This window comes from Bacillus sp. SG-1 (assembly GCF_000181495.1).
In the GTDB taxonomy this organism is placed as follows: domain Bacteria; phylum Bacillota; class Bacilli; order Bacillales; family Bacillaceae_B; genus Rossellomorea.
Window position 1 is genome coordinate 26,551 of the sequence record NZ_ABCF01000011.1, and the last position, 18,383, is coordinate 44,933.

The following is an 18,383-nucleotide window of genomic DNA, read 5'->3' on the forward strand; positions in this document are numbered from 1 at the left end:
GTACTAAAAGGGACAGTCCCTTTTAGTACGGTAATGCGTTAATCCGCTAAGAGGGACTGTCCCTCTTAGGGCTTTAAAGCAATAAAGCACACAAGAAATTTTGTTTAGGTGTGTTTAGATGTTGTTTATCCGGGTATCCATTATAACGAACAACTAACACATAATTATTCATATCCAACAAAGTGATTACATAATAAAACTTCGTCTAAGTAATTTTATTCTTTTCAGTCATCCAAGCTAAGCTATGATTTTAATACTTTTCAATGGTTCCCTTTTCCGCTGAGGGTTCTTTTTAACCACCTTTCGTTCTCCATTACGAATCACTAACTCTCAGACTTTTATTTTCTTTTTTTTGTTTTAGTCGTTCTCAATTAAGAAATCTAACTCAGGAGGTACTATAATGCGAATACTATCTACAGTGATCGTTTCTGCGCTTTTCCTCTCAGGATGCAGCGCCCAAAAAGAGTTTTTTGCAGACCTGACACAAACCTCACAGCCTAAAGTCAAGGCAGAAGAAGTCAAGAACCCCCAGCCTAAAAACCTCAAGGAAGAATGGGAAGAAAAAGATACGAAAATCGATGGATGGACATTGGTCTGGCATGACGAATTTTCCAACGAGGAATCACTTTCCAACTGGAATGAGCAGAACTGGCCATCAGAAAAGAATAATGAATTGCAGTACTACTCCCCTGCAAATGTTGATATCAAAGATGGCCATTTAGTCATCGAGAGTAACAAAGAGAAATTCAGAGGCCGTGATTACACGTCCGGTGCCGTCACGACAGAAAATAAATTTCAATTCCGCTATGGGATGGTCGAAATCAGGGCAAAGCTTCCTGAAGGCCAAGGCTTGTTCCCCGCTTTTTGGATGGTCCCCAGCGAAGAGGATTGGCTTCCCGAAATCAACATTATGGATTTCCTCGGTCAGAATCCCAACGAATATGTTCAGGTCGTCCACTGGGAAAACGAAAACGGTGAGCGCATGAGGGATTTCTCCCACTATATCAGTGAAGAAATTGATTTTACAAAAGAATTCCATGATTTCGGCTTGATCTGGGAACCGGATAAGTTAACTTGGACACTCGATGGCAACATTGTTTTTGAATCAGAAGTCCTTTCCCCCGACATGCCAATGTATCTTTATTTGAACACAGCAATCGGCGGGGACTGGCCCGGCGATCCTGACCCGGATGCAGAGTATCCTAAAGAGATGCTGATTGACCATGTCCGCGTCTATCAGCAGCAGGTTTTCCAGCAACAATAGTGAGGAGGAAAAACTATGACAATGCTATACATCACTTTTGCGGTATTTTTATCATTCGTTATATTTCAAACCATCTATGTGCTCATCCCATTGTTTAAAAATGAGAAAAAACATAAAGTCAGAATTACGAAGAATCATAGTTTTTCCGTCATCGTCCCTGCTTATAATGAAGAAAAAGTGATCGAAAACTGCATTGAAGGTTTTCGACAGGTTGAGTATAAAAATGCTGAGCTGCTCATCGTGAATGATGGCTCAAAAGATAATACCCTCAGGGTTTTACACGAGGTACTTCAGTTGAAACCTGCAAGCCGGATGATCGATACGCGCTTAAAACACGAGAGAGTCACCGGTTTTTATCAATCAAAGAAGTTTCCTTCGATTTTTGTGATTAATAAAAAAAATGGTGGTAAAGCAGACTCTCTTAATGCCGGAATCAATTTTAGCGAAAATGAAATTGTTGTGACGCTTGATGCTGATAGTATTTTAGAAAAAAATTCTCTGAATGAAATGAATGCTGCTTTCCAAAAGAAAAGCGTCCTTGCCTGCGGCGGCAATGTCTTGATTTCCCAGGCGTTTAACGGTTCATTAGAGAATTTGAAACCGACTTTAAAAGTAAACAATGTGATTAAGTTTCAGTTCCTGCAATATTTATCTTCCTTTTATCTACATAAGAGAGCACAAGCAGCCATGAATTCGATTACCGTTATTGCAGGTGCTTTCGGGGCGTTCAGACGAGAGACCCTTTTTGCTATAAAAGGTTTCCGGAAAACGGTTGGGGAGGATATGGACATCACGTTAAAACTTCACAAGTGGATAAAAGAGCGGGGGAACAAGGAAAGTATCACCTTTGTTCCGACTGCCCTTTGTTACACTGAATGTCCAAGCACCTTAAAGAATATGTTCAAACAGCGAGTCCGCTGGCAGAAGGCTTTCATCGACTGTCTTATATACTATCGGAAGTGTTATTTCCGCAAGCTTCCTAAAAAATTCTCGATATTCTTTCTGGTCGATCAGTTTACAATCGGCACTTTGAGTGCATTCCCTGTGTTACTGACCCCTGTTCTGCTTTACTTTAACGGCGGCCAGCTTACTCTTCTGCTGATGCTGATGTCGGGGGCATTCCTGCTTTTTGTCTATCAGAGCCTGACAACCATGTTTGTCAGCTACCTTCACGGATTAAAGTTCTCTAAGAGAGACCTTTTACGATTCTTACTCTTCCTGCCAATCGATATCATTGTATTCAGGATGCTGATCAATCTATCATTCGTGGTGTATGGAACACTATCCTACTTTCACAGTCCTCATGCTTGGGACAAGTTGGAACGTTCCGGAAAACTTACCTGGAAAGGAGCCGGGAATACATGAAAAACACCTTTGGAAAAACTGCTTTTGCCCTCGGATTTTTAGCACTTTTGAGCGTCATTGGAATTGGGTTCAGTATGACGATAGATGAATATTCCCTGCTGGCTGAAGAACATGATGGTCTATTTCCTGCAGAAGAACAGGTGGATATGGGGGCTTGTAAAAAAGGATCTGAAACTGAAGTGCGAAACTTTGTGATTGATGGAAAGCCTGCAGATGCCATTCCGATTCTTACCTATCACCGGATTATCAGCCAGGAAGATATCAATGACACCCACTCTATTAATGGAAAAATCAACTCCATGATCGTGTTCACGGAAGAATTTGAAAAGCAGATGAACTACCTTTACGAAAATGGATACGTAACTCTGACGATGAAAGAGCTTTACGCCTATTTGAATGAAGACATTGAGATTCCTGATAAAAGTGTCGTCCTAACATTTGACGATGGATTTAAAGACAATTATGAAGAAGCATTCCCGATTTTAGAGAAATATGGCTTTAAAGCGACCAATTTTATTGTTACTGGGGCTATCACGAATAAAAGATACTCCTTTTCTCCAGAGCTTGCACAGTACTTCAGTATGAAGGAAATGGAGAAAGCCTGTGACGTCTTTGACTTCCAAAGCCATACGTACAGCTATCATAAACGCGATGAAGAAAAACCGGTAAATGAATGGGGAACTCACCCTGCCTTTCTTACATCAAAGTCACATGAGGAAGTTTATAACGATATCAAGACCAGTATCCATAACCTCAACGGCGAAAACCTTGGATTCGCCTACCCTTATGGTGAATATACACCTGACACCATCAGGATCTTAAAAAATCTCGGGTTCAAAATGGCCTTCACAGTAGAAAATGAAGTTGCCACACGCGATCATCACATCTATGAAATTCCAAGATTCCAAATCTATCATAATGTGGGTCTCGATACATTTATCGAGCGTGTCCAACAATAGGAAAAGGGACTATCCTTTATCGCTTTAAAGCACGATAAGGGACAGTCCCTTTTAGTTTATTAACGCGTTCCAGTACTAAGAGGGACTGTCCCTCTTAGGGCTTTAGAGTGATAAAGTGTCAGGGCATCAGAGTTCGAATTCCCACTCTTCTTTGAGTTGGAGGTAGAGGACGAGCAGGATGTTTTCGAGGTCTTCTTCTGTCTGCCTTTCTACTGCCAGACCAACTTTAGGAAGGATGATTTCGGCAACCTTTCTGGTCAATACAAGTCTTTGATTCTGTTCGACTCCCATGAACCGCTGGCTGTAGGTTCGCAGCAGTTTCCACTCTTTAGCACCCAGAGCTTTAAGGGCTCCTTCCCCGATATCGAAGCTTTCTTTGCTCAGACCCCGGGACTCAATCTCTTTTTCAATGAAACTCTTTTTCTTCGATTTTTTCTTCTTTCTTTCATGTACGACAATCGTTCCGGCTGTTAAATCACCAAGTCGCTTGTGCTTTCCATGAAAGAACACCATCAGCATGCCGACAAAGTAATAAGCCGGCAGCATGTCAATAATTCTCATGAGATTGCGTATGAAGCTTGAGAGAAGCGTGATACTCTGGCCGTTATCCTGGATGACTCGGATACCGATCAACTTCTTTCCTAGTGTTCTTCCTCCTGAAAAAAACTCATAGGCGAAAAAATAGCCCCAGTTCAACACAAACAGTGCTACCACTGCGGTAGCAATTGTCCCGGAATGGAAAGCCTGTGCCTCGAAGAAAGCGTTCTCCGCTGATAGATTCAGGGACATCGCCAGCCCGATCACGACCAGAATATTAATGACCGTCAGCAGCAACTGATCTATTAAAAAAGCAGCAGCCCTGCTTCCGAGCCCGGCCGTCTGAAACTGCAGGGACACATATTCGGGCGTTTTTATATCGACTTGTTCATCTTTCATATTCGGTTCCTCCTTTCCAGATTTTTGTATTATAATATAGAAGACGGAACCGGCCGGCAAAGTGACGTAACAGATTAAATCTCTCTGAAAGCGAAAAATGTTTCCTCGTTACATAACACGAGCGGGTGCTCATATGCTCTTGGAGATGAGTAAAACAACAGTAATACCTAACCTATTCCAGGATTACGCAAGGCATGCAACCTTAAACGCTCGACGCTTGAGCACGCTTGAATACATACCGATTACTCGACAAGTACCAGGCACCACCCGGAATTTGTCAAACACACTTCCCCAAAAAAGCAGGTGTTCCCATGAACTCAAAACAATTCATCCAGCAGCATCGCCAGGATTGGAAAGCTCTGGAGGAACTGATCTCGACCATGCATAAAAGAAAAAACAAAATCAAGGGAGCTGATATCGACCACTTCAGCCGTCTTTATCAGAAAGCTGCCCAGAATCTTTCCTACAGCCAGACTTATTTTTCCCACGAAGACGTCACACCTTATTTGAATGAACTTGTCTCTAAATCTCATAATCTTTTATATCGCGACCAAACATCGAGCTGGAAGCAGGTCCGGCACTTTTTCGGTGTAACTTTTATCGGGCTCTTCCTCCAACAATGGAAGATGGTCGTTTTTGCGATGATTTTGTTTACACTCGGAGCAGCCGGAAGCTTCTTCTCAGTTGCCGATGATCCGCTTCATATTTATTCAGTGCTGCCGGAAAATATGGCGCAGAATTTTGACCCGGAAAGGCTCGGTGAAAATGAGGGCCATGTGGATGCCCCGATGATGTCGGCCTCCATCATGACGAACAATATACAGGTCGCCTTCCTGGCATTCGCCGGCGGAATCACATTCGGTCTTTTGACAGTGTACCTTCTTATCTATAATGGCATCATTGTTGGTGCGATTGCCGCTCTCTTTTGGCACTATGGAAAAAGTTATGAATTCTGGGCATACATCGTGCCGCACGGAATGATCGAACTAACGGCGATTTTCATTGCTGGCGGAGCCGGTCTCCTCATGGGATACAAGCTGTTCGTGCCGGGCCGCTATTCTCGCGGCTATCAATTAAAGCAGCAGGCAAAACGCTCTGTCCTGCTGCTTCTGGGCACAATCCCGCTGTTTGTCATTGCCGGGATCATTGAAGGGTTCATTACACCTTCCACTCTGTCATTAGAGGCTAAATACTTGATTGCCGGCCTGACGGTGATCGGATTGATTCTTTATATCCTTGTCGGAACTATGTTGCTGAAGAAAAAAACTACAGCAATCCCCGGTTCATGATATCGATATAGTGAGAAACGGCAGCAGCTGCCAGCTTCTCTTCCCGGGCCTCCGCCATTTGGAGGCCTCTTTTTTCCCACTTGGCTTTTTCCCGCTTCTTAACAAGCAGCTGTTTTTGAGCCATGCTTTTAATCATCGTGCTTTTCACAGTTTGAGGTTCCTCCGCCGCTCGGCTCAGCAGTGTCCTGTCCTCTATCCCCAGCATTAAAAATAAATGCCGTTGGCGCAGACGGTGAAGGTAGTTCAACGCTCCTCCCTCATGAAGGAAGGAACCGACGTCGCTGAACAACAACAGCAGGCTGCGTTTTTTTTGAACGGTCTGCAAGTAGCTGAGCACTGCCGCATAATTGGATTCCGCAGAATCCACTTCCAGATTGTAAATACTCTGAAGGATCGTCTGCAGATGAGCCATTCCTTTTGCCGGTGGCACAAAGACTTTGACGTCCCTGGAAAAAGCCAGGACGGAAACGTAGTCTCCCTTTTGCAAAGCGGCAGCACTCACTGTCATTGCCGCCTCCAAAGCTCTCTCCAAGCGATTTCCTTTCGTCAGCTCGGCCCCCATCATACGGCCGCAGTCGATCAGGACCGTAATGTACTTGCCGTGTTCAGGCTCATACTCATTGGTCATAACTTCACGGAGTTTGGCCGTTTGCCGCCAATTGATCATTCTCGGATCATCTCCGACGGCATAGTTTCGTATTTTTGAGAACTCCCCTGCTCCGCTCTTCATCTTGCGGATCTTCAATCCTTCGTAAAGCAAGAACTGCTGGGCATCCTCAAGGAATCTTTTCGTGTCCGACAAATCAGGGATGACTTTGACGCTTTCTTCCACTGTAAAAGTCTTTTGTTTCTCCCATAAACCGAGCCTGCTTCGGTACCGTAAGTAGAGTTTTTCAATGGAATACCGGCCTCTGACGGGTGCTGCCGTTTTATATGAAAATGCTGTTGCACCTTCTCCAGCGGAACCTTTTAACGGAAACGGCCTTTGAAAGGACTGAGGAAGACCATCTACAACTTTATAAGAAAAACCATGAGGCGAGTTGCTGGTGATATTCACCTCAACGTCATACTGTAACGCTCTTTCCATTTCCTCAGGCATTTTCCTTTTTACAGAAATCTCATTTTCCCGAGGAGAAATGGCCAAATCGATCAGACTCAGTAAAAGAAAAACGAGGTTAGCAGTGATGACCATATTCCAGGTGATCCCGAAGAAACCTCCCGAAAACAGAAGTAATGATAGGACGGTCAATGCAAGGATCAACCTCCCAGTCGGCAGAATCCCCTTATCGCGGAACAGGAACCGCCCCCACAAGTTCTTCAATGATCGTATCAACCGTCGCTCCCTCCAATTCCATATGCGGCGAGATTTGGATTCTGTGCCTTAAAGCAGGCCGGGCGGTCATCTTGATATCGTCCGGGGTGACATAATCCCGGCCGGCCATGTAAGCCCAGGCCTGCGCCGCTTTTCCTATCGAAATCGCTGCCCTTGTGCTCGCACCAAAACGGATGGCGTCCGTGTCCCGAGTTTTACGGACAATTTTCATGATATAGTCGAGCACGCTGTCTGAGATGGTCACATTGGCAACCTCTTTTCGGATACTGGCGAAAGTTTCTGTGTCTAGAGCCGGTTCCACTGAACCCTTGCTGAAAACTCCCTCAATGACCGACTTTAAGACTCTTGTCTCCTCTTCCAGTTCGGGAAAGTCAATGTTCAGTTTAAACAAAAATCGGTCCTGCTGGGCTTCAGGCAGCGGATAAGTCCCTTCAAATTCAATAGGATTCTGTGTCGCCACCACAAAGAATACTTCCGGCAATGGATAGGTTTCCCCCTGTATTGTCACTTGTTTTTCTTCCATTGCTTCCAGCAGAGCAGCCTGCGTCTTCGCCGGTGTCCGGTTGATTTCATCAGCAAGAAGGATGTTTGTAAAAACGGGGCCCTTCAACGTTTGAAACGAACTGTCTTTCATATTGTAAATCGTGCTTCCCGTAATATCACTCGGCAGCAGGTCAGGGGTGAATTGAATACGGCTGAACTCTCCCTCGAGAAGGTTTGCCAGCGTACGGACCATCTGCGTCTTTCCGGTTCCGGGCACCCCTTCGATGAGGACATGCCCTCCTGCTAAAATTGCTGAAAGAAGCAGCCTCAGATTTGTTCGCTGACCTAATATCCTGCTTTCATATTTCTCCAGTAAGGATGCTAATTCCGGCTTCATCCTTCCTCCACCTCTTTCCTGAGTCGATCCAACTTTTTCGACCATAATAAGTATTCCTGTTTACTCATTTTTTCTTTTGCCAAAACCGCGGTCAATTCGTCCACAAAATTTTTGATTTCCTCTTCCGTAGAGGACTTCCATTTACGCGTGAGACCCTCGGTGCTGTCCGACCATTCCGGGGAATAGGCGATGCCCCATTTTTCCTGAAGGAGCAATTTGACGTAATCAGCCTGGATGTTCAATGAATCTGTGAATCTCTTTCCGCGAATGTACCAAGCAGCCAAAGCTTTGATCCGCTCGTCGCTGAACCTGACGTATTCTTCGCGCGCAGTCTCAATTGGTCCAAAGCGCTTGCCTCGATACCAGAGGAATAAAATGAGAAGAAAACCTCCCTGAACCATCAGAATCAAAAACCACTTCGGATACAGAGTGGCAACAGATGAAGCACTGTCCCTGCCATGAATATATTCATCAAACAGAATTCCACCTGGATTGCTTTCGTTGATAAGGGTCAGGGCGAGTGACAGGTGATCTTCCTCCAAAATTGAACTGTTTGTCATCCAATGTGGGGCTGTGACGACAATCAGACTGCCCTCCCCTACCGGCCGCTGAATGGCAATAGGCCCTGCTTCATCGGAAATCAGCACTTCGTCTTCATTCTTTTTCTGTATGCGGACGGGCGCCGGGATATAGGCATTCCTTATCGCACCCTCAACATCCTTGACCGTTGAAATCTCTTTTTCCTCCGTATCAACGCCGATCGTTTTGACATCAAACATCCCATCGGGAACAGTTTTAAAAAGAAGGATTGTATTCCCTTCTTCCATGAACTCCAGATATTCCCCGGTTTCTTCACTTTCCGGAATAAAATAAGGTTGAATCATCAGCAGCAGCTGGTTATCTTCAGACTTATTCAAGAGATTCGGAGAGTGAGTCCATCGCTCCACATGATCAAGCTCATTGCTGAAATATGTATAGATCGCCTTCGTTCCCATCGGAGCAGGGGACTCGGAAAGAAAGTCAGGATACTCTTTAGGGGCGCGGGTTCCAATGATATAGCTCAGCACGGCGAAGACAAGCAGAATGACAGCGAAAATGATGAGTTTTGAATTTTTTTCAACCATCCATTTCATCCTCAGCTTCCTTCTCCACATGAGTTTCATTCATCCATTTCATCGCCTGCTCTTTATAAGGAATGAATTCTTCCCGCTGAATCTCCCGTCCGCCATAGGCCGCCTCGTCAAACTTCAATGCCAGGGAATAAAACCGCTCTGCCCACTCCTTGTTCACTTTCTCGAGCTCTTCGTAGTAATCCCAGTTCGTCTTCCATTTTCTTGCTGCCAGCCATTCTTTTTCATCAAAATACAGCAGCAGGGCAAGGAAAAGATGGCGCACTGCCGGTGAATACTCTTCCGCTTCTTCCTGTTTCTGCGACTCTGCCAGGTGCTCCCTGTAGGACCAGTCTTTTTCTGAAAGGTGCTGAAGAGGCTTTTGCTGCGCAAATTTCCGCTTGTTAATCACATTGCGGGAAACGAGAAGAAGAGTAATGGTGAGAGCGGCCAGTCCCAAAATGACCAAAACCACAGTAATCATCGTTCCGCCGCCCTGCGAAACTGCGTATCCTGGAAACAAATTGTTGAGCCAGTCAATGAAGGTGTCCCTGATTTTTTCCCAGAGACTTTGAGAGAAACCCTGATTTTCCGGCTGATATACCGTGTATTCCCGGTCATCCAGGATATCCTGCAATTCATCTCTTGCATTTTTTTCATAAAGCACTCGGCCTCACCTGACTTTCATTGGGCGGTTAGGGAGCATGGAGCTCCCAACCGCTATTCTTGTTTATAATCCTCGATCATCTCCTGCAAGTCTTCCGCTTCGTTTCTGATTTTTAAATCAAAGAACATAACCGCAAAACCGACCGAAGTGATGATCGATGTCAGCATTGTCACCAGATTGATGAGGATGGAGTAAAGCACGCTGTAACCCAGTGCCAAACCGAATGTCAACTCGAAGGCAGCCGTGACGACACCAGTGATCAACATAAGAACCAGGAAAACGCCGAATGCCACCCAGCCGCGGCCTTTCGTGAGGTTCCAGCTCCTGCCGATCCCGGGCGCTTTTTTATCAATCGTGACCACGCCAAGGTAAAAACTCCAGCGTGTAACTAGATATCCGATACCAACTGCACCTGCCAAAAGCAAAACAATCATAAATAGGATCGTAACGATGGACCCTGCAAAGGATTCGCCTGTAAAAGCCCCTCCAAATCCTGCTATGAAAAAGCCGCTGAATCCAACGACCATAAGCGGAACCGCAATCATTCCAATGATAATCAGACCGAATAAAATACTGCTTCCAACAAGCGGCCAGAAACGTTTGAATGCCTGCTTGATGGCACTTCCTGCGGTGAACTCTTCATTTTTGCGGATATGGTTGACCCCGATTAATATTGCAGCCCCTGCGATAACGGTGAAAAAGGTGCTGACAATGCCAAGAAGGGCTGATGCAATGCCCGCTCCTACACTCGCTGCAGAAATTGGCTCTGTTTCTGGGGCTTCCTCAAAATTTATCATGAACTGTTCAAACCAATTACCTCCGGCCCCTGTCTGTCTGAAAAAGTTAACACCCGCCATCAACTCAAATAGAGCCTGAAGCAGGTAAATCGGCCCCAGCAATATAAGAAAAATCATAAAAAAGTCTAAAAACCTTTTTTTGCTCAGACGAAACGTCTGATCTAAAATCTCGCCAAACCCCTTTGGCCTGTTAAGCTGTGAATTCATTATGTAATCCTCCCAAAAGTAAAATACAAAAATCTCAATATATTGACTATTTTATCATTATTCCCTGGTAAAACGACCAACTAATTGTAATTATTTTGCATTTGCGCTTTGCTGCTTCACCGCACCAAAAGGGACAGTCCCTCTTCGTACGTTACCGCGTTAAATCACTAAGAGGGACTGTCCCTCTTAGTACTGGAACGCGTTAACGTAATAAACAAATAATGACAATTTCAATAGGAATCTATGCTATGATATTTTACAGATATAGTAGTTTGAATATTTTATAAATTATTGAGGTGAGATAGTGGTTCAAAATGTTGTCAACAAATTATACGAACTGTTAGGCAAAGATAAAGTAAGCACTAGTGAAGGGGATATGTACCGCCACAGCAGGGACGAATCCTCTCATCCGCCTGTTGAACCAGATGTTATCGTTTTTCCAGAGAATAAGGAGGAAATCATCAGCATTTTAGAGATTGCGAGAAACCATGACCTCTCCGTAACTCCTTTTGGGGCAGGTTCGGGCCTGGATGGCCATGCTATTCCGGTCAGCAAAGGGATTTCTATGAACTTCGAAAGAATGAATAGGATACTCTCTTTTCATCCTGAGGATTTGACCGTGACCGTCCAGCCTGGAATGACTAGAAAAGAACTCAACAAAGCGATTAACCGGCACGGGCTGCAATTCCCGGTGGATCCCGGCGCAGATGCCAGCATTGGCGGGATGGTTGCGACGAATGCAAGCGGAACAACCGCCGTACGTTACGGCTCCATGCGGGATCAAGTCCTGAGCATGGAAGTGGTTTTAGCCGATGGAACGGTCATCAATACGGGAAGCCGCGCTAAAAAATCTTCGAGTGGATATAATCTGAACGGGTTATTTGTGGGATCAGAAGGAACACTGGGAATCATCACTGCCATAACATTAAAACTTCATGGCATACCTGAACATACGGTAACCGCACGATGTACTTTCTCTACACCGAAAAAATGTGCAGAGGCTGCCCAATCAATCTTAATGAGCGGGATACAAGTCCTTCGGATGGAGCTTGTCGACGCGGCCAGTATCAGGCAGGTGAATTTAACTGGGGAACACACTTTTCCCGAAGAGCATTCCCTCTTCTTGGAATTCTCCGGTACGAAAGCTTCGGCCGAGGAAGATGCCAAACTGACACAAGAATTGATTCTCGAGCACGGAGGTGAATATTGGAAACGGGCAAACAGTGCTGCCGAAAGCAAAGAGCTGTGGCGCGCCCGCCATGAAATGGCTTATGCATTTCGCCACTTGCAGGGAATGGCCCATTCAGGAGGGGATGTTTGCGTTCCGATTTCACAATTGGCAGAGATGGTGGTGTACGCCCGTGCGCTTATAGATGAAAGCGGGCTGCTTGGAGGGGTATTCGGTCATGTTGGTGACGGAAACTTCCACACCCTGGTCGTCTATGATCCTCATGACCCTAAGCAGGCAGCCGCTTCAGCGCGTATCAATGACCTCGTGGCGCGTAAAGCCATTGAGGTTGGAGGCACATGCACAGGAGAGCACGGCGTCGGTCTTGGAAAGATTAAATACCAGGAACTTGAGCACGGAGCCGCACTATCCGTGATGAAATCGATCAAAAAGCTGCTCGATCCCGAGAATCGGTTGAATCCCGGGAAAATGTTTAATTAAAGGTCTGAACTTTAACACTTTAAAGCACTAAGAGGGACTGTCCCTTTTAGTGCTTTACTGCGATAAAGACAACAAGTAAAGTGTGCTCCGAGTTCCAAGTTAGGAGCACACTTTGTTCATTTCGACTGATTGCCATAGGTTCCTTCCGCGCTTATGGAGGCAAAATCGTAGTTTTTGAACCATTCCTCGACATTGTAGTCAATGGCATTCTTTCCTCCGAGGATGGTAAAGTTATTGATCCCCGCCTGTTCAACCGCATTGGCTGTCTCAGCAGTAATAAAACTGTTTTTCACCAGCAGTAAAGCGGCCCCATTTTTTGCGGCTAAAACCGATCCGGTCAATGCATCTGCAAATTCATATCCCGTTGCCACAAATGCTTTATTAGACGGAAGAAGACGCTCTGTGATATCCGCGGCCGTTCCAAATCGATTATCTCCTGCATACCTTTCAGGATTCGCCAATTGGGAGAATATCACATTATTAACGACTCCCTCTCCACCTACTACCAGGGTTTTAGATATTCCGGATAACGCTCCCCGGGTGGCGGTTGGAAGTTCATCCACTTCTGTCAGCAGAATAGGGTAGCCTTTTTGGGCGGCAAAAGGGGCTATTGCCATAGCATCCGGAAAGCTTCTGCCATTTGCAACAATCGCCGTTCCTTCCTCACGGGAAAGACGTTCAGCAATTTTCGCTGCTGTTTCAAATCGATCCGTTCCGCTTATCCTATCAACCGTAAAGCCCGCTGCAGCTATGTCTTGTTCCGTCTCATTGGAAATTGCACTCCGGCCGCCCAATATAATTACTTTTCTTGCGTTCAGCCTCTCCATTTCCGCTTTCACTTCAGGAAGCAGTTTATCCTGATGATTGAGGAGAATCGGGGCATCTAATCCATAGGCAAGTGGTGCGCCGGCCAGCGCATCCGGAAAATCGTCCCCTCTTGCAATCATCACCGTATCCGCAGAATCCCAGCCTTCCCTTGAAATCTCAATTGCTGTTTCATACCTATTCATACCACCGAATCGGTTTGCCACCTTTGCTTCCATATTAATCTTATGAAAAAAATTATACCGGTCCTGATAGGAAGTGATGGTCTCACTGTAATATCCTTTATTTTTTAAATAGTTAAGGATCTCAGGCAGTGCTTTCAATGTTTCATATTGGTCATGAAATAAGATGATGGGAATTTCACCATTCTCTTCTGCTTCCTCTACTTTCTCAATGGTGTATGAGACGATTTTATCCCTGTCCTCCCAATCCCAATCCAATGTATCGACGTTCCAATCCCACATCTTAAGCCCTGCTTCAATCATCGCCTCCCGGTATTGCTCTTCCATATCCGGAATGCTTCCATAGGGTACGCGGACGACACTTGTCGTTTCTCCCGTTATGTCCTCTAAAGCAGCAACGCATAATTTCATTTCACGAACTGCACTTTCAGGGGATTCATAGAATTCATCCCTTTCATGAGTCACCCCATGGCATCCGAGTGCATGACCGTCCGTGTCCATTTGGCGCAGCGAACTCCCGTATCTTTCCATACTTGGCTTCAGCATGAAAAAGGTTGCTTTCATATCATATTCCTTAAATACGGTCAGAAAATCATCGGTATAGGCTGTAGGACCATCATCAATTGTTATGTATACCGGTCTCTCGTCCACCTTCGCTTCAGCTTCTTGGGGTAAAGAAAAATTAATCATAGAGTAAATAAGCAAAAAAAGCAGTACCAGGCTTTTTTTCATGAGTTCCTCCTTCAAATAGTTAGATAGACTCATACCCATTTACCCTATTATTCCGTATTTATGCTTTATAAAGAAAAAAGTGTCTTAGCTAGAGAACAATCCGGCATTATCATAATCTATCGAATAAGGACTAAACCAGCTACAAGCCGGCTCGTAAAATAAACTATTAGAAATAACATCACCCCGAAAAGATCAATGAGCACATCGACCAGACAGCCCGTCCGGGAAAAAAACAACTGAGCGATTTCAGTTAAAAAAGCAAATGACCACGTTACATAGATGACAGCCTTTAAACTGTTATATAAAGCCATCAAGAGCACGGCCAGCATGAAGAAACTTATCGCGTGGCCAGACTTCTGAGTGATATAAAGTGGATGAGTATAATTAAAGGATCGAAATTCAAAGAAGCTGTAAAAATCCGGCTTGGCATCCACCGAAAACCTGATTTGCTGATGTTCAATCAGATCGGTCAAGCTTGCCGTACAAGCCATGACAAATAGCAAACTTAAATACAAAAAAACTACCAATAACCGCAAGATGAATCCCTCCCTGTCATCATTCTTGTCAATTATTGATAGTTCCATACCAATCTATTATACTTTTCCACTTTAAAGCACTAAGAGGGACAGTCCCTCTTAATGCTTTAGAGAACTAAAGGACAAGCCCCTCGCTGGACCTTCCTTAGCTGCCGGTATCGTGACGGTAAAAGCTGTCTCCTCCGGGCTTGAAGTACAGACAATGCTGCCTTCGTGCTTTTCAACCAGCTTGCGGCAGATGTACAGTCCGATTCCCGTCCCAAGTTCTTTCGTCGTGTAGAATGGCTCAAAAATAGCGTCAAGGGCTTTCGCGCTGATTTCTGGTCCATTGTTTGCCACCTTCACCTGGATTTCATCATTTTCATAATCAAATGTACAAGTGATTGTGATTCGCTTTTCACCCTTGACCTGCTCCAGTGCATCAATAGAATTCATGATCAAGTTTAAAAATACCTGCCTGAGCTCTTCCTTATTGCCTTTAATATAAACCTGTGTTTCCAGATGGGATTTCACCTGAACGTCGCCGTCTACTATACTCGGATAAAGAAATTCTATCAATTCACTCAGCATGGAGAAAACAAGGAATTTCTCCTTTTTACTTTCAATGATTTCCTTCCTTGATACGTGAAGAAACTGAGAAATCCTGTAATTCAGCTGATCCAATTCATGACTCATCACATCCAGGTAAGGCAATTCCGGATAGTCATTTTTCAATAACTTCGTGAACCCTATAATAGATGTCAGAGGATTCCTGAATTCATGAACAAAACTTGAACTCATCTGCCCTAGGATAGTCAGTCTTTCTTTATGCGTCTGATCAATGTATAATTCCTTTTCCTTTAAAGCTTTATCTTTAATCTCCGTATAGAATCGGACAGCTAAATAAGAAAAACGGTCGAAAACCCTATTAATCTCTTCTATATATGGGTTAAGCTCATCAATCTGGATGCCTGAACTGTTCACCCATTTAATGATTTCGCTTCTTCCCATGTTGACATTGTATACAAATTCACTGATATTCGTATCGGCTTCGACTCTTTCCCTGGCTACCTTTTCAGCCAGCAGCATCAATTCCTCTTCACTGAGAGGACCCTCAATTGCCCGTCTTACAAGCTTGTACATCCCGATGCCGTTACCTACGACTTCTTCACTAAATTTATCATCTTCAGCCAATACCACTTTGTTTCTCCAGTTATTCAAGAATTCCTGAAAGTTTTCATCCAGAAACACCGCAAGCTTTTCAGAAGTTGTTGTCATTAAGCCCCACCCTTAACAATCATTCTTTCCCCTAATCATACCAAATAATAGAATGATTTTTCGGAAAATTTTCCTTTTTTTAATGTAAATTAATGCTAAAATGATAAAAAGGAGGTGATATTTGGAAAATTCTAATCCTGACCCTCGCTGCCCTCACTGCTTTCCCCGAAAAAAATATCAAATTTGGAGGTCCCCTTTTGAACTCTTCGATTAAAAAACACAATCTATTAAATGATGATTTTTCCCAAAACAGGGAAAAGCTAAAAGAAGATATTCTATTCTTTTATAGTGAACGAATCCCGGATATACTGGAAGTACTATATGAAGTGGCCCGTTATGAAAAGCAAATCCGAGATCTTCAACCTTTATTCGAATCCCCATTCCGTTACCGCTTTATTGAAAACCATGGCTTAAACCTTTTTGTAGATGGATTCCTGTTTTCCCTTTACTCCAAAAGCAATATGCTAGATGAATACCTCAAAGAAGACATCTCCAAGGAAGTAAAGGAAAGGCTTGATACCATCACAGATCACGCCTCCCGCCGGTTTGAAGAGAGCGCTGCCGAATGTTTTACCCTTACAGCTTACAAAATTTTCGAGTTTGGTGTACTTGCCGGAAAAGATTACGCATTCTAAAAGAGGTGAAAAAATGGACGAAAAATTGGATAAAATCTTATCTAAACTGGATTCGATTGATGAAAGGTTAGATAAAGTTGACGCACGGTTTAATGATGTCGATAAGCGGTTTGATGAGCAAGATAAGAAGTTCACTGCGAGATTCGATCAACAGGATGCCAAGTTCGTTGAACAAGACAAGAAGTTTACTGCTAAATTTAATGAGCAAGACCAAAAGTTCACTGCCAAATTTGATGAGCAAGACCAGAAGTTCACTGCCAAATTTGAGGAACAGGATAAGAAGATCACTTCTAGGTTCGACCAACAGGATGCCAGATTCGATAAACACGACAAAGCCTTTGCCAAACAGGAAAGCAAGTTAAATACAATGGACAAACGGCTCTCTAATCTGGAGACCGGACAAGATGAGATCAAAGAAATCGTCAAACGGATTGAAACCAATCAGAACGAAGATGTCATCGCCCTGTTAAAAACGTTTCATACCAAAATAGATTCCAGTTCTGAGGCTTTAAATAGAAGATTATTCCATGCCGAGACAGATATTCAGAGACTTACAAAAAAATAAGACTAAAAAAAGACGAGTCCACCACCACGAGGACTCGTCTTTTTCGTCTTTATTTTTCCATAACACTAATAAAATCTCTTAAGTAATCCGGCAGATCAGGCGGCCTTCTGCTGGATACGATGTTTCCGTCAATAAGCGAAGGTTCGTCAACCCATGTTGCGCCTGCATTCTCCATGTCATCTTTGATTCCAGGAGTGCTTGTCACTTTTTTGCCTTCAAGGATCTTTGCCGAAATCAACACCCAGCCGGCGTGGCATATCTGACCGATCGGCTTGTTGTCTTCATTCATTTTCCGGACAATCGAAAGCACTTCTTCATACCTTCTTAATTTATCCGGAGACCATCCTCCAGGTACTAACAATGCATCGTAGTCATCAGGACTAATATCATGGAATGATACATCCGAAACAGCGGGCACGCCGTACTTACCTTTGTATTCATGGTCCTTCTTCTCACCAGCAAGATGAACCGTCGCCCCTTCTTCTCTCAGGCGAAGGACGGGATACCATAGTTCCAGGTCTTCGAAATCATCACTGACAAGCTGAAGAACTTTCTTATCTTTCAGTTTCAATAGATTCGACCTCCTTTTATTGTTCTCCCTTTTATTTTCGGATACCAAAAGGCAGAATGCAAACTTCCCGGATGTTAAAGGTTGTTTTTCGTAATATAGCGCCAGATTTCTTCTCCGATGAAACCCTGTAAATGGATCAACGTCTGATTCCACTTGATTCTGTAGTTCTCATCCGTGACTCCTTGTGCAAGCTGAAGAATGCTTGAGGGCGGCAGCGGTTCCTCCAGTTTTTCAAATTGAAGCAGCGGCATATAATGTTCCAGGTCATCCTCTCCGGTTTTTTCAACTATGCCGGATCCTATTCCACGGGCGATAATTCCGTTTCCATTGCTGTAAAGGTACACCATGTCATTGGATTCAATATGGTTAATGAGGTACTTCCAAGGAGAATAATAGGCGGCGACTTTCTGTTCTTCGAGCATTTCCGCTTCATTACGGGGATTTTGAGATTTGTTTGTATTTACGAGGTAGGCTTTGGGCAAATTCATTTCTTCCTTTCTTTAGTGGATTTGATAGGCAATGGAGTTGATCTTCGGGGAGAGAGAAAAGTGAGTTGGAGTTACATCGTTTCATTTTGATAGGTACACCTCCTTTGTCTCCCTATT

At 44.2% G+C, this 18,383-nt stretch carries 18 protein-coding genes; 7 read left to right on the top strand and 11 right to left on the bottom strand.

Translation table 11 applies throughout. The annotated features are described in order from the left end of the window. Window positions 1-400: 400 nt before the first annotated feature. The 3 genes from BSG1_RS08315 to BSG1_RS08325 are packed head-to-tail and all read left to right on the top strand — an operon-like array spanning window position 401 to window position 3,588. A complete protein-coding gene (locus BSG1_RS08315) occupies window positions 401-1,264 on the top strand; it encodes a family 16 glycosylhydrolase (RefSeq protein ID WP_156791441.1) in 864 nt (287 codons plus the stop codon). Window positions 1,265-1,279: 15 nt separating this feature from the next. Next, the gene (locus tag BSG1_RS08320; protein ID WP_006836547.1) at window positions 1,280-2,629 is read left to right on the top strand and encodes a glycosyltransferase family 2 protein; all 1,350 of its coding nucleotides are present in this window, start codon (window positions 1,280-1,282) and stop codon (window positions 2,627-2,629) included. Continuing rightward, entirely contained in the window at window positions 2,626-3,588 is a 963-nt protein-coding gene (locus BSG1_RS08325) for a polysaccharide deacetylase family protein (protein WP_006836548.1), read from the top strand. The genes BSG1_RS08320 and BSG1_RS08325 overlap by 4 nt, the downstream gene beginning before the upstream one ends. Before the next feature lie 126 nt (window positions 3,589-3,714). Here BSG1_RS08325 and BSG1_RS08330 read toward each other — a convergent pair whose 3' ends face one another. Next, the gene (locus BSG1_RS08330; protein WP_044022612.1) at window positions 3,715-4,524 is read right to left on the bottom strand and encodes an RDD family protein; all 810 of its coding nucleotides are present in this window, start codon (window positions 4,522-4,524) and stop codon (window positions 3,715-3,717) included. Between the two features lie 311 nt (window positions 4,525-4,835). Here BSG1_RS08330 and BSG1_RS08335 point away from each other — a divergent pair, with 311 nt between their 5' ends. After that, window positions 4,836-5,813 carry a stage II sporulation protein M gene (locus tag BSG1_RS08335; RefSeq protein WP_006836550.1) on the top strand — a complete coding sequence of 326 codons (978 nt, stop codon included), beginning with the start codon at window positions 4,836-4,838 and terminating at the stop codon, window positions 5,811-5,813. On the opposite strand, the gene BSG1_RS08340 is transcribed toward BSG1_RS08335, so the two are convergent. The 5 genes from BSG1_RS08340 to BSG1_RS08360 are packed head-to-tail and all read right to left on the bottom strand — an operon-like array spanning window position 5,791 to window position 10,806. Beyond that, the gene (locus BSG1_RS08340; RefSeq protein ID WP_232214216.1) at window positions 5,791-7,146 is read right to left on the bottom strand and encodes a DUF58 domain-containing protein; all 1,356 of its coding nucleotides are present in this window, start codon (window positions 7,144-7,146) and stop codon (window positions 5,791-5,793) included. The genes BSG1_RS08335 and BSG1_RS08340 overlap by 23 nt on opposite strands. Next, a complete protein-coding gene (locus BSG1_RS08345) occupies window positions 7,097-8,026 on the bottom strand; it encodes an AAA family ATPase (protein ID WP_044022613.1) in 930 nt (309 codons plus the stop codon). Before BSG1_RS08345 ends, BSG1_RS08340 begins: the two co-directional genes overlap by 50 nt. Continuing rightward, a complete protein-coding gene (locus BSG1_RS08350) occupies window positions 8,023-9,150 on the bottom strand; it encodes a DUF4350 domain-containing protein (RefSeq protein WP_156791442.1) in 1,128 nt (375 codons plus the stop codon). The genes BSG1_RS08345 and BSG1_RS08350 overlap by 4 nt, the downstream gene beginning before the upstream one ends. Further along, window positions 9,143-9,802 (bottom strand): DUF4129 domain-containing protein, encoded by a 660-nt coding sequence (locus BSG1_RS08355; RefSeq protein ID WP_006836554.1) that lies wholly within the window; start codon window positions 9,800-9,802, stop codon window positions 9,143-9,145. The genes BSG1_RS08350 and BSG1_RS08355 overlap by 8 nt, the downstream gene beginning before the upstream one ends. A 53-nt stretch (window positions 9,803-9,855) precedes the next feature. Beyond that, window positions 9,856-10,806: a glycerophosphoryl diester phosphodiesterase membrane domain-containing protein gene (locus BSG1_RS08360; protein WP_006836555.1), complete on the bottom strand. Its 951-nt coding sequence runs from the start codon at window positions 10,804-10,806 to the stop codon at window positions 9,856-9,858. A gap of 304 nt (window positions 10,807-11,110) precedes the next feature. Between BSG1_RS08360 and BSG1_RS08365 the strand changes: the two genes are divergently transcribed. Beyond that, window positions 11,111-12,475, top strand: a complete 1,365-nt coding sequence (locus BSG1_RS08365; RefSeq protein ID WP_006836556.1) for an FAD-binding oxidoreductase — start codon at window positions 11,111-11,113, stop codon at window positions 12,473-12,475. Window positions 12,476-12,591: 116 nt separating this feature from the next. On the opposite strand, the gene BSG1_RS19795 is transcribed toward BSG1_RS08365, so the two are convergent. From BSG1_RS19795 to BSG1_RS08380, 3 genes are all read right to left on the bottom strand, one after another. After that, the gene (locus tag BSG1_RS19795; protein WP_052302376.1) at window positions 12,592-14,214 is read right to left on the bottom strand and encodes a cell wall-binding repeat-containing protein; all 1,623 of its coding nucleotides are present in this window, start codon (window positions 14,212-14,214) and stop codon (window positions 12,592-12,594) included. A gap of 116 nt (window positions 14,215-14,330) precedes the next feature. Beyond that, window positions 14,331-14,750 carry a VanZ family protein gene (locus BSG1_RS19800; protein ID WP_052302377.1) on the bottom strand — a complete coding sequence of 140 codons (420 nt, stop codon included), beginning with the start codon at window positions 14,748-14,750 and terminating at the stop codon, window positions 14,331-14,333. A gap of 99 nt (window positions 14,751-14,849) precedes the next feature. After that, window positions 14,850-16,007 (bottom strand): sensor histidine kinase, encoded by a 1,158-nt coding sequence (locus tag BSG1_RS08380; RefSeq protein ID WP_006836559.1) that lies wholly within the window; start codon window positions 16,005-16,007, stop codon window positions 14,850-14,852. A 197-nt stretch (window positions 16,008-16,204) separates the two neighbouring features. Between BSG1_RS08380 and BSG1_RS08385 the strand changes: the two genes are divergently transcribed. Next, complete coding sequence (locus BSG1_RS08385) at window positions 16,205-16,642, top strand: hypothetical protein (RefSeq protein WP_006836560.1); 438 nt, start codon at window positions 16,205-16,207, stop codon at window positions 16,640-16,642. Window positions 16,643-16,655: 13 nt separating this feature from the next. Then, complete coding sequence (locus BSG1_RS08390; protein ID WP_044022614.1) at window positions 16,656-17,207, top strand: hypothetical protein; 552 nt, start codon at window positions 16,656-16,658, stop codon at window positions 17,205-17,207. 49 nt (window positions 17,208-17,256) lie between these two features. Here the strand turns inward: BSG1_RS08390 and BSG1_RS08395 are convergent, their stop codons facing one another. After that, window positions 17,257-17,778: a type 1 glutamine amidotransferase domain-containing protein gene (locus BSG1_RS08395; protein ID WP_044022615.1), complete on the bottom strand. Its 522-nt coding sequence runs from the start codon at window positions 17,776-17,778 to the stop codon at window positions 17,257-17,259. 74 nt (window positions 17,779-17,852) lie between these two features. Then, window positions 17,853-18,266, bottom strand: a complete 414-nt coding sequence (locus BSG1_RS08400; protein ID WP_006836563.1) for a hypothetical protein — start codon at window positions 18,264-18,266, stop codon at window positions 17,853-17,855. Between the last annotated feature and the right edge of the window lie 117 nt (window positions 18,267-18,383).